This is a genomic window from Streptomyces asoensis, from assembly GCF_016860545.1.
GTDB lineage: Bacteria > Actinomycetota > Actinomycetes > Streptomycetales > Streptomycetaceae > Streptomyces > Streptomyces asoensis.
Window position 1 is genome coordinate 544,808 of record NZ_BNEB01000001.1, and the last position, 15,613, is coordinate 560,420.

The window sequence follows — 15,613 nt, forward strand, 5'->3', positions numbered from 1 at the left end:
CAGACCGGTGCTCCGTTCCGTCCGGCGATCGGCGATGTCCACCCCCTACTTTCGTAGGGGTAAGCCGCCGCAGGACGGGGGATCCGATGACGGTCGCGGCTTTCTAGCGTCGATTCCATGAACGACTGGACCACCTCCCACGACCGTGTCCTGGCGCAGCGCAATGCCGAAGGCTGGATGTTCCTGATCGAAGCAGCCCGTGATCTGCGCACCACGGGTGCCGTAGCCCCCAGCGGAAAGGCCCTGGCCCGCGCTCTGACCGATCCCGTACGGGCTCAGGCGCCCCGCCCGCTGGCGGTCCTGGAGGCCGGTGCCGGCACCGGCGCGGTCACCCGCACCTTGATACCCGAACTGCCCCGGGCCAGCCGCCTGGACATCGTCGAGCCGAACCCGCGTTTCGCCGCGCGACTGCGCCGTCTGGTCACCACGCATCCGGACCTGGCTGCCAGGCCCGCGCAGGTGAACGTGCATCAGACCTACGTAGAGCAGCTCGACAGCGACCAGCGGTACGACGTGATCGTCTCGGGGCTGCCGCTGACCAACTTCCCGCCCGTGCAGGTCGGGCGGATCATGGCCCGCTACATGGAACTGCTCCACCCGGGCGGCACGCTGACCTACTTCGCCTACCTCGGCACCCGCAAGGCGCGTGCCCTGACGGCATCGCGAGCCGAAGCCCGCCGCCACGCCGCGGTCGACGAGGTCATGGCCGCCTACCAGCACACCTACGCCACGGGCCGCTGGACGGTATGGGCCAACCTTCCCCCCGCCTACGTCTGGCATCTGCAACGCCCCCTTGTTTCCGCGCACCGGGACCAGCTCGAGCCGCAGACAGACCGGGCAAGTCGGTGAACGCGCTCTCCGACCTCCTCGGCCATATCTCGCCGGTCGCGGCGTACGCGGTGGTGGCAACCGCGGTCCTGGCCGAGTCGGTCCTTCTCGTCGGCGCTTTCATCCCCACGCTCACCCTGCTCCTGACCGCCGGCGCGCTGGCCCGCACCGGCCACATCAGCCTCCCTCTCGTGATAGCTGCCGCGGCCGGAGCCGTGGTGGTGGGTGACTTCCTCGCCCATCGAACCGGCAGACTCCTCGGTGATCAGCTGCGCGGAGGCCGCATAGGCGGTCGGATACCGGGTGCCGCCTGGCACCAGGCCGAGACGCTGATGACGCGCCACGGCGGCCGCGCGGTCTTGCTGGCCCGCTTCCTGCCGGTGGTGCGCACCCTCGCCCCGCACTCCGCGGGCGTCACCCGCCTGCCCTACCGCCGCATCGCCCCGTACAGCGCCGTCGCCGCCTGTGTGTGGGCCACCGCGGAAGCAGGTGTCGGATACGCTGCCGCGACCTCTCTCCAGCGCGTCCTCACCCTGGGCGGCCCCGCCCTCGCCCTGGTCGCTCTGACGGCGATCGGCACGCTGCTGTGGCGAAGAAGGCGCCGCCCGTCTCCTCCGACCCGGGAACCGGTGTCCGAGCCCGCCACGACGGCCACCGGCCACGTTCAGGCGGGTCCGACGAGGCCGGTGTCGTAGGCGGAGATCACGGCCTGGATCCGGTCCCGGACCCCGATCTCGGTGGGGATGCTGCTCACGTGCCACTCGACGGTGGATTAGGCGGAGGGAGAAGCGTCGGGCGATCTCGGTGGTGCTCCAGCCGGGCGCGACGGCGGTGAGTACTTCGCGATCGCGGTCGGTGAGGCGGCCCAGCTGCCGTTGCTGTTCGGGCATGTGACCCGGCAGACGGCTGCCGAAGGCGTCGATGAGCTTGCGGATCGGACCGGGCGGGACGACGGCGTCCCGGGTGGCCACCGCTCGGATGCCGGAGACCACTTCGGAAGCCTCCCGGGGTGCCGGACCGCCGGACGGAGAGCCTGCGGACGCCGGTCAGCAGACCCCTCCGAAACCCTGCGTCCCCCACACGTCCCCAGGATCAAGAATTGAAGCCGCGAAGACGCCGCCAGATCGTCGACACACGTCCTGATCAGCGGCAGTTGACGCTCCGACACCTCACGAGGAACGTTTCCGCAGGTCAGAAGCCTGCACAAGTGGGGCGGGTGGGACTCGAACCCACGGCCGACGGATTATGAGTCCGCTGCTCTAACCGGCTGAGCTACCGCCCCATAGCGGCGTGTCGCGTACATGTGTGCGCGCCGTCTGCCGCAGCATAGCCGCTCATACGATCTCACGCTCCGGCTGGTGGACCTTGCACGACCAGGAGGACAGCACCCCTGGCCTGCACGGTTCCCGCCGACATGAAAAAGGACCCCCACGGGGTCCTCGTTCACCTTGCTCCCCCGACTGGACTCGAACCAGTAACCTGCCGGTTAACAGCCGGCTGCTCTGCCAATTGAGCTACAGGGGACCGAGCTCCCCCGACTGGACTCGAACCAGTAACCTGCCGGTTAACAGCCGGCTGCTCTGCCAATTGAGCTACAGGGGAATGCCTCGTCGCATCGAACGTACCTACCTGGGTATTCGCCAGGGGGCGCTCGCTCGCTGCGACACATACATTAGCGCAAGCAGGGGGGTGCTCCGCCAATCGGTTCCCCCGGCGCCGATGTCGTGCCAGGGACTACGCAAGGAGAGGGTGGCCACCATGCGCTACAGGCTCACGTTCGTCGTCGGGCTCGCTCTGGGTTACGTACTGGGCACGCGTGCCGGACGCGAGCGGTACGAGCAGTTGAAGAAGTCGGCGCGGCAGGTCGCGCAGAACCCCGCCGTGCGCAACACCGCCGAGACCGCCGCCCAGCAGGGGCGCCAGTACGCGGGCAAGGCTTACCACGCGGTCAGTGACAAGGTCGGCGACCGGATGCCCGAGTCCGTGGCGGGCCGGGTCAGGTCGCTGCGGGACCGCAACGGCAACGGCGCGGGCGGGGACGACTGGGGCACCAGCAACACCTAGCGGCACCCCTGGGGGGCACACCGGGGCGGCCGCCCCGCGCACCCGGGCGTGTGACATGTGCGGCCCGGTACGAGGGCGCGACCAGCGACAACGCCCCGCACCGGGCCGGCCCGCGCCACCCTCGCGGTCTCCGCGGCCCAACCAGAGCGGCGCGTGCGGCAGAATTTTCGTCATGGGGATAGTCGCCGGGTTGGACAGTTCACCCGATTTCACTCGTATCGTCGTCTGCGACGCGGACACCGGAGCCGTGCTCCGGCAGGGGTATGCGCCGCATCCGCTGGATGGCGCCGAGAGTGGGGGCCGGCCCTCCGACGTCGATCCGCAGGCCTGGCTGCTGTCGCTGGGCGAGGCCGCGGGCGGCGGGCTCCTGGAGGGCGTGCAGGCCATCGGCGTCTCCTCGCAGCAGAACGCGGTCGTGCCGCTGGACGCCCAGGGCAACACCGTGCGGCCGGCGATGGTCGGCGGGGACAAGCGGGCCCAGGTCGCGGCGGCCGATCTGATCGACGCGCTCGGCGGCCGCGAGGCCTGGGCGCAGGCGGTGGGGTGCGTCCCGCAGGCCGCGCAGCCGGTGACCAAGCTGCGCTGGCTGGCGAAGAACGAGCCCGAGGCCGCCGCCCGGACGACCGTGCTGCTCCAGGCCCACGACTGGCTCGTGTGGCAGCTCCTGGGGCGGCCCGTGCGCAGGACCACCGATCGCGGCGGAGCCTCCGGGACCGGCTACTGGTCGGCGGCCACCGGTGGTTACCGGCCAGATCTGGTGGAGCTGGCGCTCGGTCACCAGGCCATGCTCCCCGAGGTGATCGGCCCGTCCGACGCGGCCGGTACGACGCCGGAGGGGCTGCTGATCTCGGCGGGGACCGGCGAGACGATGGCGGCCGCGCTGGGGCTGGGTCTCGGCCACGGGGACGCGGTCGTGTCGCTCGGCGCCTCCGGGTCCGTGATGGCCGTGCACCACGAGGCGCTCGTCGACCAGAGCGGGATGATCACCTCCCTGGCCGACGCCACGGGCATGCACCTGCCGGTCGTCACCACCCTGAACGCCGTACGGACCCTGCGCGGGGCCGCCGAGCTGATCGGGGCGCCTGATCTGGAGGCGCTGTCCGACCTGGCGATGAAGTCGACGCCCGGGTCGCACGGGCTGGTCATGCTGCCCTACCTGGAGGGCGAGCGGACGCCGAACCTGCCGCACACCGCCGGGACCCTGGCGGGTCTGCGCCGCGAGTCGATGAAGCCGGAGCACTTCGCGCGGGCCGCCTTCGAGGGCATGCTGTGCGGGCTCGCGGACGCCCTCGACGTGCTGCGCGGCCGGGGCGTGGACGTGCGGCGGATCTTCCTGCTCGGGGCGGCGGCCGAGCTGCCGGCCGTGCAGGCGGCGGCGCCCGCGCTGTTCGGGGCCCAGGTCGTTGTACCGCAGCCGGCGGACTACGCGGCGATCGGGGCGGCCCGGCAGGCCGCGTGGGCGCTCGGGGCCTCGCAGGGCACCCTCGACCCGCGGACCCCGCCGGCCTGGCAGGGCGCGGCGGCGCAGGTGCTGGACCCGGGCGAGGAACGGGCGGTCGGACAGGCCGTGCGCCAGCAGTACGTGTCGGTGCGGGAGCAGACGCACCCGGGCGCGTTCCGCGCCTGAGGCACGGGAGCGGGGAACGGCACGGCAGCGTGGCGGAGGGGCAGCGGCTCGGAAGACACCCGGGGCGCGGAAGGTGCGCCGGTGGTCCGCGGGCGCGTTCGGTGTGCGGGGGCGCACCGGGTGTACCCGGACGGCCGTAACCGCACTGCTGTGAGCTAAATCGGTTGAGGTAACGCGGGTGGGGTGTCGGACGATAGGGGCCAGGGGCAACCAATGCCCCTCCCGCCGACTCCGAGAGACGTAGCGTGCTCATACGACTACTACGGACCTATCTCAGGCCCTACAAGAAACCCATCACCCTGCTGGTGGTGCTCCAGTTCCTCCAGACCTGCGCCACCCTCTACCTGCCCACGCTGAACGCGCACATCATCGACAACGGCGTCGTCGAGGGGGACACCGGATACATCCTGTCCTACGGCGGCCTGATGATCGGTATCTCGCTGGCGCAGGTCGTCTGCAACATCGGTGCCGTGTACTACGGCGCCAGGACGGCCGCGGCGCTCGGCCGGGACGTCCGGGCGGCCGTCTTCGACCGTGTGCAGTCCTTCTCCGCCCGCGAGGTCGGCCAGTTCGGCGCGCCCTCGCTGATCACCCGGACCACGAACGACGTCCAGCAGATCCAGATGCTGGCGCTGATGACGTTCACGCTGATGGTGTCGGCGCCCATCATGTGCGTGGGCGGGGTGGTGCTGGCCCTCGGCCTGGACGTGCCGCTGTCCGCGGTGCTGATCGCCGTGGTGCCGACCCTGGGCGTCTGCGTGACGCTCATCGTGCGCCGGCTGCGACCGCTGTTCCGGTCGATGCAGGTGAAGCTGGACACCGTGAACCGGGTGCTGCGCGAGCAGATCACCGGCAACCGGGTCATCCGCGCCTTCGTCCGCGACGAGTTCGAGCAGCAGCGGTTCAGGAAGGCCAACGACGATCTCACCGACGTCTCGCTGAGGACCGGCAACCTGCTCGCGCTGATGTTCCCGGTGGTCATGACCACCGTGAACCTGTCCTCGATCGCCGTGGTGTGGTTCGGTGCCCACCGGATCGACAGCGGCGGGATGCAGATCGGTGATCTGACGGCGTTCCTCGCCTACCTCATGCAGATCGTGATGTCCGTGATGATGGCCACCTTCATGTTCATGATGGTGCCGCGGGCTGAGGTGTGCGCCGAGCGCATCCAGGAGGTGCTGGACACCTCCTCGTCCGTGGTCCCGCCGGTGGCTCCGGTCACCGAGCTGCGGCGGCACGGGCATCTGGAGATCCGGCAGGCGGGATTCCGCTACCCGGGCGCCGAGGAGCCCGTCCTGAAGTCCGTGGAGCTCGTGGCGCGGCCCGGTGAGACGACGGCCGTGATCGGCTCGACCGGCAGCGGCAAGTCCACGCTGCTCGGGCTGGTCGCCCGGCTGTTCGACGCCACCGAGGGCGAGGTGCTCGTCGACGGGGTGCCCGTCGCCGAGGTCGACCCGGTGCTGCTGGCCAAGACCGTCGGTCTCGTGCCGCAGAAGCCGTACCTGTTCGCCGGCACGGTCGCCACGAACCTGCGCTACGGCAATCCGGACGCCACGGACGAGGAGCTGTGGCACGCGCTGGAGGTGGCGCAGGCCAAGGACTTCGTGAGCAAGCTGGAGAACGGACTCGACTCCCCCGTCGCCCAGGGCGGGACGAACGTCTCCGGTGGGCAGCGGCAGCGGCTGGCGATCGCCCGCACGCTCGTGCAGCGGCCGGAGATCTACCTCTTCGACGACTCCTTCTCGGCCCTGGACTACGCCACCGACGCGGCCCTGCGGGCGGCGCTCGGGCGGGAGACCGCCGAGGCCACCGTGGTGATCGTCGCCCAGCGGGTGGCCACCATCCGCGACGCCGACCGGATCGTCGTCCTCGACGAGGGCCTGGTCGTCGGCACCGGCACCCACGACGAGTTGATGGCCGGCAATGAGACCTACCGGGAGATCGTGCTCTCCCAGCTGACGGAAGCGGAGGCTGCCTGATGGCCGGGCCCATGGGGCGCATGATGGCCGGCTCCGGTCCCGAGAGCCGCTCGCTGGACTTCAAGGTGTCCGGCAGGCGGCTGCTCGCCCGGTTCGGGCCCGAGCGGTTCACCCTGTACGCGATGCTGGGCTGCGTGGTGCTGAGCGTCGGACTGAACGTGGTCGGGCCGAAGATCCTCGGCAAGGCCACCGACCTGGTCTTCGCGGGCATCGTCGGGCGGCAGATGCCGGCCGGGGCGAGCAAGGAGCAGGTCCTCGACTCGATGCGGGAGCGTGGCGAGGGCAGCGTCGCCGACATGCTCCGCAGCACCGACTTCACCCCCGGCAAGGGCATCGACTTCGGGGCGGTCGGCGAGATCCTGCTGTTCGCGGTCGGGGTGTTCCTGGTCGCCGGTCTGCTGATGGCGGTGGCGACCCGGCTGGTCAACAAGTCCGTCAACCGCACCATGTTCCGGATGCGCGAGGACGTGCAGACTAAGCTGTCGCGGCTGCCGCTGTCGTACTTCGACAAGCGTCAGCGCGGCGAGGTCCTCTCCCGCGCGACGAACGACATCGACAACATCGGTCAGACGCTCCAGCAGTCGATGGGCCAGCTGATCAACTCGCTGCTGACCGTCATCGGCGTGCTGGCGATGATGTTCTGGGTGTCGTGGATCCTGGCCCTGGTCGCGCTGGTCACCGTGCCGCTGTCGGCGGTCGTCGCCACGCGCGTGGGCAAGCGGTCGCAGCCGCACTTCGTGCAGCAGTGGCGTTCCACCGGCAAGCTCAACGCCCACATCGAGGAGATGTACACCGGCCACACGCTGGTGAAGGTGTTCGGGCGGCAGGCGGAGTCGGCGCAGCAGTTCGCCGAGCAGAACGACGCGCTGTACGAGGCCGGGTTCAGGGCGCAGTTCAACAGCGGTGTCATGCAGCCGCTGATGATGTTCGTGTCGAACCTCAACTACGTGCTGGTCGCGGTGGTCGGCGGCCTGCGCGTCGCGTCGGGCTCGCTGTCCATCGGCGACGTGCAGGCGTTCATCCAGTACTCGCGCCAGTTCTCGATGCCGCTGACGCAGCTCGCGTCGATGGCGAACCTGGTGCAGTCGGGCGTCGCCTCGGCGGAGCGCGTCTTCGAACTCCTGGACGCCGAGGAGCAGGAGGCGGACCCGGTCGCGGCCGAGCGGCCCGGGGAGCTGCGCGGGCGGGTGGCGCTGGAGGGCGTGTCCTTCCGGTACGACCCGGAGAAGCCGCTGATCGAGGACCTCTCCCTGACGGTGGAGCCCGGCCACACGGTCGCCATCGTCGGCCCGACGGGCGCCGGCAAGACGACGCTGGTGAACCTGCTCATGCGGTTCTACGACGTCTCCGGCGGACGCATCACCCTCGACGGCGTCGACATCGCGCGGATGTCCCGCGACGAACTGCGCGCCGGCATCGGCATGGTGCTCCAGGACACCTGGCTGTTCGGCGGCACCATCGCGGAGAACATCGCGTACGGGGCGCCGGGCGAGGTCACCCGCGGCGAGATCGAGGAGGCGGCGCGGGCCGCGCACGCCGACCGGTTCGTGCGGACCCTGCCCGACGGCTACGACTCGGTGATCGACGACGAGGGCAGCGGGGTCAGCGCCGGTGAGAAGCAGCTGATCACCATCGCGCGGGCGTTCCTGTCGGACCCGACGATCCTGGTGCTCGACGAGGCCACCAGTTCCGTCGACACCCGCACGGAGGTGCTGATCCAGAAGGCGATGGCGAAGCTGGCGCACGGGCGGACCTCGTTCGTCATCGCGCACCGGCTGTCGACGATCCGGGACGCCGACACCATCCTCGTGATGGAGAACGGCTCGATCGTCGAGCAGGGCGCGCACGCCGACCTGCTCGCGGCCGACGGGGCCTACGCGCGCCTGTACAAGGCGCAGTTCGCGCAGGCACTGGCCGAGGTCGACTGAGGCGACGGCGGTTCCCGGCCGGGGACCGTGCGGGGGGGGCCGCTCGCTCCGGGTGGGCGCGAGCGGCCCGTTCAGTCCAGGTAGCCCCTGAGCTGGTCGGCGAAGGCGTGGTCGCGGAGTTTGTTGAGGGTCTTCGACTCGATCTGCCGGATCCGCTCGCGGGTCACGCCGAAGATCCGGCCGATCTCCTCCAGCGTGCGCGGCCGGCCGTCCGCGAGCCCGTAGCGCAGCTGGACGACCTTGCGCTCGCGTTCGCCGAGGGTGGAGAGCACGGCCTCCAGGTGTTCGCGCAGCAGCAGGAAGGCGGCCGACTCGACGGGGCTCGCGGCGTCGCCGTCCTCGATGAGGTCGCCGAGGGCCACGTCGTCCTCCTCGCCGACGGGAGCGTGCAGCGAGACCGGCTCCTGGGCCAGCCGCAGCACCTCACCGACGCGTTCCGGCAGCAGGTCGAGCTGGGCGGCGACCTCTTCCGGGGTGGGCTCGTAGCCGCGTTCCTGGAGCATCCGGCGCTGGACGCGGACGACGCGGTTGATGAGTTCGACGACATGGACCGGGACGCGGATGGTGCGGGCCTGGTCGGCCAGCGCGCGGGACATGGCCTGGCGGATCCACCAGGTGGCGTAGGTGGAGAACTTGTAGCCGCGGGCGTAGTCGAACTTCTCGACCGCCCGGATGAGACCGAGGTTGCCCTCCTGGACGAGGTCCAGCATGGTGAGTCCGCGTCCGACGTAGCGCTTGGCGACGGAGACGACGAGCCGCAGGTTGGCCTCGATGAGGCGGCGTTTGGCCATCCGGCCCAGCACGACCAACCGGTCGAGATCGAGGGCGAGTTGGCTGTCGAGATCGGTCGCTCCGCTCAGCTTCTCCTCGGCGAACAGGCCCGCCTCCACCCGCCGGGCGAGGTCGACCTCCTCGGCGGCGGTGAGCAGCGGGATGCGGCCGATCTCCCGCAGGTACTGCCGGAACAGGTCGGAGGAGGGGCTGCCGCTGTCGGTGGCGCGGGGGCGGGCGCGGGCCGGCCGGGCGAGCTCGGGAACGTCCTCGGGGGCCTCGTCGGACACGTCCGCGGGGGCGTCGTCGGGGATCTCCGCCAGTGCCTCGGCGGGAGGTCCGGCCTCCTCGCCGGTGTCCGGTGCGGGCTCCGGCGCGAGGGGCCTCGCGGGTCCTTCCGGGTGCTGCTCCGGGGGGCGCCCGGCACGGTTCTGCGGCGGGACGGCGGCCAGTACTTCGGCCTCGGCGTCCCGTTCCGTGTCGTCGGCCGCGGCGGTACCGGGGGTGCCGGCCCTGCTCTCGGCGGTGCTGACGGACTGGGTCAGGGTCTGGGTCTGCACGGGGGCGACCTCCAGGATGATCGCTGCTGAGGTGAGCAGCAGCGGTACTTCGGGGGCGGAGTCGGCGGCCACGCCGCGTCCCTCCGGGATCGGCCGCGCTCCGAGGACTCAGGCACCGCACCCCAGTGTGGAGTACGACACACAGCCGCCACGAGGGGCGTGCGACGACTTTTTGAGTCCGGTCAGTGACCGCGCGGTTACCCTGCCGCGGACGGCGGCTCAGAGAGCGGACGGGCCCTCGTGCTGCAACGCCCTGTCGTACCTGGTCAGGATCATCATCTCGTTCTGGACGGCGGCCGACTGGGCCGGGTCCGTGTGGCCGAGCCGGGTCAGCGTGCTCTGGAGATCGGTGAGCCTGCGCGTCACGGCCCTGCGCCGGACCGTCACCAGCTGCTCCCCCGCGTAGTTCTCGTCGACCGTGCGGCGCATGATCGCCTCGACGGCCAGTTCGGTCACCATCGCCCGGACCGTGTCGTCGGGCGCGGCCTCCCGGACCCGGACGAGGTACTCCTGCCCGTCCTGGGTGCCGTACTCGGCGCCGCCCGCGTCCTGGATCGCCTGGCGCACGGCCGCGTAGGGGGCTGCGGTGAACTCGTCGGTCCCGTAGGCGTCGAAGGCCGGGGAGACCAGCTCGGGCCGTTGCAGGGCGAGCTTGAGCAGCTCGCGTTCGGTGGCGTAGACGGCGTTGCGCAGGTTGAGGGCGGGGCCGCCGGCCGCGGGCCGGGCGGCCGCCTCGTACGGCTGCGGGCCACGGGCCGGCGCCGGGCCCTTTCCGCCCCGCTCGCGGGCCCAACGGGCCAGCTGGGCGACCCGCTTGACGACGAACTGTGTGTCCAGGATGCCGAGCATGCCGGCCAGCTGGACGGCGACCTCGTGCTGGGCGCCGCTGTTCTTGATGCGGGCGACGATGGGCGCGGCCTCGTCGAGGGCGGCGGCGCGGCCGGCCGGGGTGTCGAGGTCGTAGCGGACGACGATCTGGCGGAGCGCGAACTCGAAGAGCGGGGTGCGCGGTTCGACGAGGTCGGCGACCGCCTCGTCGCCCTTGGCCAGGCGCAGGTCGCAGGGGTCCATGTTGTCGGGCGCGATGGCGATGTACGTCTCGGCGGCGAACTTCTGGTCGTCCTCGAAGGCGCGCAGGGCCGCCTTCTGGCCGGCCGCGTCACCGTCGAAGGTGAAGATGACCCGGGCGCTGCCGTTGTCCATCAGGAGCCGGCGCAGGATCTTGATGTGGTCGCCGCCGAAGGCGGTGCCGCAGGTCGCGATGGCGGTGGTGACGCCGGCCAGGTGGCAGGCCATGACGTCGGTGTAGCCCTCGACGACGACGGCCCGGCTGGTCTTCGCGATGTGCTGCTTGGCGAGGTCGATGCCGTACAGCACCTGGGACTTCTTGTAGATCGCGGTGTCGGGCGTGTTGAGGTACTTCGGGCCGTTGTCCGCCTCGTGGAGCTTGCGGGCGCCGAAGCCGACGACCTCGCCGCCGATGTCGCGGATGGGCCACATCAGGCGGCCCCGGAAGCGGTCGATGGGCCCGCGGCGGCCCTCCTGGGCCAGACCGGACAGGAGCAGTTCCTTGTCGGTGAAGCCCTTGCCGCGCAGGAAGCGGGTGAGGTGGTCCCAGCCTTGGGGGCTGTAGCCGACGCCGAAGTGGACGGCCGCGGCCTGGTCGAAACCGCGCTCGGCGAGGAAGAGCCGGCCGGTCTCGGCCTCGGCGCCGGTGGCGAGCTGTTCCGCGTACCACTCGGCGGCGATCTTGTGCGCCTCGACGAGACGGATGCGTTCGCCGCGCTGGTGGGAGGGGTTGTAGCCGCCCTCCTCGTAGCGCAGGGTGATGCCGGCCTGGGCGGCGAGCCGCTCGACCACCTCGGAGAAGGTCAGGTGGTCGACCTTCATCACGAACGAGATGGTGTCGCCGCCCTCCTGGCAGCCGAAGCAGTGGAACAGTCCCTTGCTCGGGCTGACCTGGAAGGACGGCGACTTCTCGTCATGGAACGGGCAGAGACCCTTGAGGTTGCCGCCGCCCGCGTTGCGCAGCTGGAGGTACTCGGACACCACGGCGTCGATCGGGACCGCGTCCCGTACCGCCTTCACGTCCTCGTCGTTGATCCGTCCTGCCACGAGGTGATTCTACGGGGGCGGACCGACACCGAGGTGGCGCGCTACGGCGCGAGGTCCTCCAGGGGGACGTGCGGGTCGGCCAGCGCCTCGGTGTTCACCGGGGTTCCGGCGCGGATGAGCTTTTGGACCGGCTCTGTGACGTCCCACACGTTCACGTTCATCCCGGCGAGCACGCGGCCCTCCTTCAGCCAGAACGCGACGAACTCGCGCTTGCCCGCGTCGCCCCGGATGACCACCTCGTCGTACGACCCCGGCGGCGCCCAGCCGCTGTACTCCATGCCCAGGTCGTACTGGTCGGAGAAGAAGTAGGGCACCCGGTCGTAGGTGACCTCCTTGCCGAGCATCGCCCGGGCGGCGGCCGGGCCGCCGTTCAGGGCGTTGGCCCAGTGCTCCACGCGCAGCCGGGTGTCGAAGAGGCCGTGCGGGAAGGACGCGACGTCGCCGACGGCGTGGATGTCGGGGTCGGAGGTGCGCAGCCGGGCGTCGACCGCGATCCCGCCGCCGTGCGCCCGGTCGGCGAGGGTGAGGCCCGCCGCCTCCGCGAGGCCCGTGCGGGGCGCCGCGCCGATCGCCGCGAGGACGTCGTGCGCGGGGTGTTCCTCGCCGTCGTCGGTGCGCACGGCGAGGACCATGCCGTCCTGGCCGACGATCTCGGTGAGCCGGGCGCCGAAGTGGAAGCGGACGCCGTGCTCGCGGTGCAGGTCGGCGAAGACGCTCCCGAGCTCCGGGCCGAGCACGCCGTGCAGCGGGGTGGGCTCCGGTTCGATGACGGTGACCTCGGCGCCGTACTCGCGGGCCGCCGCCGCGATCTCCAGGCCGATCCAGCCGGCGCCGGCGATCACCAGGTGGCCGTTGTCGCGGCCGAGGGAGGCCAGGACGCCCTTGAGTCGCTCGGCGTGCGCGAGCCGGCGCAGGTGGTGGACGCCGGCGAGGTCGGTGCCCGGGACGTCCAGCCGGCGCGGCTCGGCGCCGGTGGCGAGCAGCAGCTTGTCGTAGTGGGCGAGCGTGCCGTCGTCACCGAAGCGCACGGTCTTCGCGGTGCGGTCGATCGCGTCGACGGTCTGGCCCAGGTGCAGCTCGATGTCGTTCTGCGCGTACCAGGCCGGCTCGTGCACGAAGACGCTGTCCCGGGTCTCCTTGCCGAGCAGGAACCCCTTGGAGAGCGGCGGCCGCTCGTAGGGGTGGTCGCGCTCGTCGCAGATCAGTATCACCCGGCCGGTGAAGCCCTCCGCCCGCAGCGTCTCGGCCGCCTTGGCGCCGGCCAGACCTCCTCCGACGATGACGAATGTCTGATCCGCGTCGACCACGTGATGCCTCCTCGTAAGGGTGCCGCCACATGCGAGCGTCCCGCACGCAGCGTGATGGGGGAAGGGGGACGTGCCCGATCAGGGCACGCTGGGTCACGTTCGGGCCCCGTTCGGGCGCACCCGGTCCGCAGTTGTCAGGGTCTCGTCTGCCCCGTCAGCCGTCCGTGAAGCGAGCGCGCCGAGGCGTCGGTGAGCGAGGCGATCTGGTCGACGACGACGCGCTTACGGGCCCGGTCGTCGGACGCCTGCTCGAACAGGGCCCTGAACTGGGGGTCCAGGCCCTCGGGGGCGCGGGCGGTCAGCGCCTGCGCGAGTTCGGTGATGACGACGCGCTGGTCGGCGCGCAGGAGTTCCTGCTCGGCACGCTGCATGACGTACCGGTCGGCGACCGCCTTGAGGACCGCGCACTCCAGTCGCGCCTCGCGCGGCACGACGAGTTCGGCGTCGTAGCGCGTGAGGCTCCCGGCCGCCGTCCCGGTGCCCGGACGGCCCGGCGGGTACCCCCACCGCGCGCGGGTCGCGCCCTCGGCGGCCAGGCAGAAGCGGCCGATGAGCTGGCTGGTGGCGTCCTTCAGTCGGGCCTGGGCGGCCGCCGTGCCGTCGTAGCCGTGCGGCCACCACTCCTGGTCCTGGAGGCGGTCGAGGGCGGCGGCGAGTTCGGCCGGATCCGTATCCGCCGGGACGTAGCGGCCGACGGCGACCCGGAAGATCTCCCTGCGTTCCGGTCCGGCGTGCAGGCTCGCGGGGTCGATGTGGCCGGCGTGCAGGCCGTCCTCCACGTCGTGGACCGAGTACGCCACGTCGTCCGCCCAGTCCATGACCTGGGCCTCGAAGCAGGTGCGCGTGCCGGGGGCGTCCGCGCGGATCCAGTCGAAGACGGGCCGGTCGTCGTCGTAGACGCCGAACTTGGCGGACGCCGGGTCGGTGGGGTGGGCGCCCCTGGGCCAGGGGTACTTGGTGGCGGCGTCGAGGGTGGCGCGGGTGAGGTTGAGGCCCACGGAGCCCTCGGCGGTGAACCGCTTGGGTTCGATGCGGGTGAGGAGCCGCAGCGACTGGGCGTTGCCCTCGAAGCCGCCGCAGTCCCGAGCGAACTCGTTCAGCGCCTGTTCGCCGTTGTGGCCGAACGGGGGGTGCCCGAGGTCGTGGGAGAGACAGGCCGCCTCGACCAGGTCGGGATCGCAGCCGAGGGCCGCGCCGAGTTCGCGGCCCACCTGGGCGCACTCCAGGGAGTGGGTGAGGCGGGTGCGCGGGGTGGCGTCCCACGCGTCCGTGCGGGTGCCCGGCGTCACCACCTGCGTCTTGCCGGAGAGCCTTCTCAGGGCCGAGGAGTGCAGGATCCGGGCACGGTCACGTTGGAAGGCGGTCCGGCCGGGTCGTTTGTCCGGTTCGGGCGCCCAGCGGGCGACCGACGTCGGGTCGTAGGCGGTCTCGAGGTGTGCGGTGCCTTCCATGGGTCGACAGTAAGCGGCGGCGGTGACAATCGGGCGCTGCCGGGCGTCCGGCAGGCCGCCGCGTCCGGCCCGGCACCCCGTCGGCCGCCGGGCGGGCCGGGTCAGGCCGCGTGGACGGAGCCGCCGGGCTGCCGGGCCTGGTCGTAGCGGTGCAGGAGCAGCGCCGCCATCGCCGGGTGGGTGCCCAGGGGCTCGGCGGCGATCCCGGGGGCCGCTGCCGCGGACTCGGTGGCGAACCGTCCCGGGGCCGTGAAGCAGGAGGCGAGCGCGACCCGGTCGCGGCCCTGCGCGGCCAGGGCCCGCAGCGCCGCCGGTACGGTCGGGGCGGCCGTGGAGGCGTACGCGGGGACCACCGGGACGCCCAGGCGCCGTGCCAGGAGAGCCGCGGTACGGCGGGTGTCCACGGCCGAGTCGGGGTCGCGGGAGCCCGCCGCCGCGAGGACGACCGCGCTCCTGCGGCGCTCCTCCTCCGTCGTCGCGGCACGCCAGCCCGCCTCGGTGAGACGGGCGTGCAGGGCCTCCGCGAGCAGCGGGTGCGGGCCGAGCGGTGCGGCCACGCGCGTGCGCACCCGTGCCTTCGCCGCCGTCTCCGGGATGTCGCGCCTGACGTGGTGGCCGCGGGCCAGGAGGAGCGGGACCAGGACGGCGTCCGCGGTGCCGCGGGCGTCGAGGCCGGCGAGGGTGTCCGTCAGCAGCGGCTCGTTGAGTTCGATGTGGCCGAGGTGCACCGCGAGGCCGGGGCGCTGCTCGCGGACGCGGTCCAGGAGCGCGCGGACGGTGCTCAGCGCGCGCGGGTCGCGGCTGCCGTGCGCGACGACGACCAGCGCGGGCGGTGCGGGCCGCCGCCGGCCGTCGAGGTGGACGAGGCCGGGCCGGCCGGCGGGCTGGGAGCTGATCCGGTTCATGGTGTGCGCCGAACTGTCGAAGGGGACTTCGGACTCGTCGTACCGGTCGTACCGAGAGGGCGACGCCGTCATGGACCG

The 15,613-nt window shown here is 71.9% G+C and carries 10 protein-coding genes, 3 tRNA genes and 1 pseudogene; 6 read left to right on the forward strand and 8 right to left on the reverse strand.

Annotated elements, in window-relative coordinates; genetic code table 11:
* Window positions 1-117: 117 nt before the first annotated feature.
* Complete coding sequence (locus Saso_RS02385) at window positions 118-849, forward strand: class I SAM-dependent methyltransferase (RefSeq protein WP_189917491.1); 732 nt, start codon at window positions 118-120, stop codon at window positions 847-849.
* Complete coding sequence (locus Saso_RS02390) at window positions 846-1,523, forward strand: DedA family protein (RefSeq protein ID WP_189917493.1); 678 nt, start codon at window positions 846-848, stop codon at window positions 1,521-1,523. The genes Saso_RS02385 and Saso_RS02390 overlap by 4 nt, the downstream gene beginning before the upstream one ends.
* A gap of 513 nt (window positions 1,524-2,036) precedes the next feature.
* On the opposite strand, the gene Saso_RS02395 is transcribed toward Saso_RS02390, so the two are convergent.
* The 3 genes from Saso_RS02395 to Saso_RS02405 form a co-directional block, all read right to left on the reverse strand.
* Window positions 2,037-2,110: transfer RNA gene (locus Saso_RS02395), tRNA-Ile, on the reverse strand.
* 169 nt (window positions 2,111-2,279) lie between these two features.
* Window positions 2,280-2,352: transfer RNA gene (locus tag Saso_RS02400), tRNA-Asn, on the reverse strand.
* A gap of 5 nt (window positions 2,353-2,357) precedes the next feature.
* A tRNA-Asn gene (locus tag Saso_RS02405) sits at window positions 2,358-2,430 on the reverse strand.
* A gap of 156 nt (window positions 2,431-2,586) precedes the next feature.
* Here Saso_RS02405 and Saso_RS02410 point away from each other — a divergent pair.
* From Saso_RS02410 to Saso_RS02425, 4 genes are all read left to right on the forward strand, one after another.
* Window positions 2,587-2,892: a YtxH domain-containing protein gene (locus Saso_RS02410; protein ID WP_189917495.1), complete on the forward strand. Its 306-nt coding sequence runs from the start codon at window positions 2,587-2,589 to the stop codon at window positions 2,890-2,892.
* Between the two features lie 172 nt (window positions 2,893-3,064).
* On the forward strand, window positions 3,065-4,519 hold the full coding sequence (locus tag Saso_RS02415) for a xylulokinase (RefSeq protein ID WP_189917497.1): 1,455 nt from the start codon (window positions 3,065-3,067) through the stop codon (window positions 4,517-4,519).
* 245 nt (window positions 4,520-4,764) lie between these two features.
* Window positions 4,765-6,498, forward strand: coding sequence for an ABC transporter ATP-binding protein (locus tag Saso_RS02420; RefSeq protein ID WP_189917499.1), 1,734 nt, complete (start codon window positions 4,765-4,767; stop codon window positions 6,496-6,498).
* Window positions 6,498-8,426 (forward strand): ABC transporter ATP-binding protein, encoded by a 1,929-nt coding sequence (locus tag Saso_RS02425; protein WP_189917500.1) that lies wholly within the window; start codon window positions 6,498-6,500, stop codon window positions 8,424-8,426. Before Saso_RS02420 ends, Saso_RS02425 begins: the two co-directional genes overlap by 1 nt.
* 71 nt (window positions 8,427-8,497) lie before the next feature.
* Here the strand turns inward: Saso_RS02425 and Saso_RS02430 are convergent.
* From Saso_RS02430 to Saso_RS02450, 5 genes and pseudogenes are all read right to left on the reverse strand, one after another.
* Window positions 8,498-9,873: pseudogene (locus Saso_RS02430) on the reverse strand (RNA polymerase sigma factor).
* Window positions 9,874-9,976: 103 nt separating this feature from the next.
* Window positions 9,977-11,872, reverse strand: a complete 1,896-nt coding sequence (dnaG, locus tag Saso_RS02435; protein ID WP_189917502.1) for a DNA primase — start codon at window positions 11,870-11,872, stop codon at window positions 9,977-9,979.
* A gap of 41 nt (window positions 11,873-11,913) precedes the next feature.
* Entirely contained in the window at window positions 11,914-13,179 is a 1,266-nt protein-coding gene (locus Saso_RS02440) for an NAD(P)/FAD-dependent oxidoreductase (RefSeq protein ID WP_189917504.1), read from the reverse strand.
* Window positions 13,180-13,313: 134 nt separating this feature from the next.
* Entirely contained in the window at window positions 13,314-14,630 is a 1,317-nt protein-coding gene (locus tag Saso_RS02445) for a deoxyguanosinetriphosphate triphosphohydrolase (RefSeq protein ID WP_189917506.1), read from the reverse strand.
* 101 nt (window positions 14,631-14,731) lie between these two features.
* On the reverse strand, window positions 14,732-15,607 hold the full coding sequence (locus tag Saso_RS02450) for a sirohydrochlorin chelatase (protein WP_189917507.1): 876 nt from the start codon (window positions 15,605-15,607) through the stop codon (window positions 14,732-14,734).
* Window positions 15,608-15,613: the final 6 nt, after the last annotated feature.

Bases quoted from the DNA above. Each gene is read 5' to 3' on its own strand.
- Saso_RS02385 (WP_189917491.1), top strand. From the start codon at position 118: ATGAACGACTGGACCACCTCCCACGACCGTGTCCTGGCGCAGCGCAAT.
- Saso_RS02410 (WP_189917495.1), top strand. From the start codon at position 2,587: ATGCGCTACAGGCTCACGTTCGTCGTCGGGCTCGCTCTGGGTTACGTA.
- Saso_RS02415 (WP_189917497.1), top strand. From the start codon at position 3,065: ATGGGGATAGTCGCCGGGTTGGACAGTTCACCCGATTTCACTCGTATC.
- Saso_RS02425 (WP_189917500.1), top strand. From the start codon at position 6,498: ATGGCCGGGCCCATGGGGCGCATGATGGCCGGCTCCGGTCCCGAGAGC.
- Saso_RS02445 (WP_189917506.1), bottom strand. From the start codon at position 14,630: ATGGAAGGCACCGCACACCTCGAGACCGCCTACGACCCGACGTCGGTC.
- Saso_RS02450 (WP_189917507.1), bottom strand. From the start codon at position 15,607: ATGACGGCGTCGCCCTCTCGGTACGACCGGTACGACGAGTCCGAAGTC.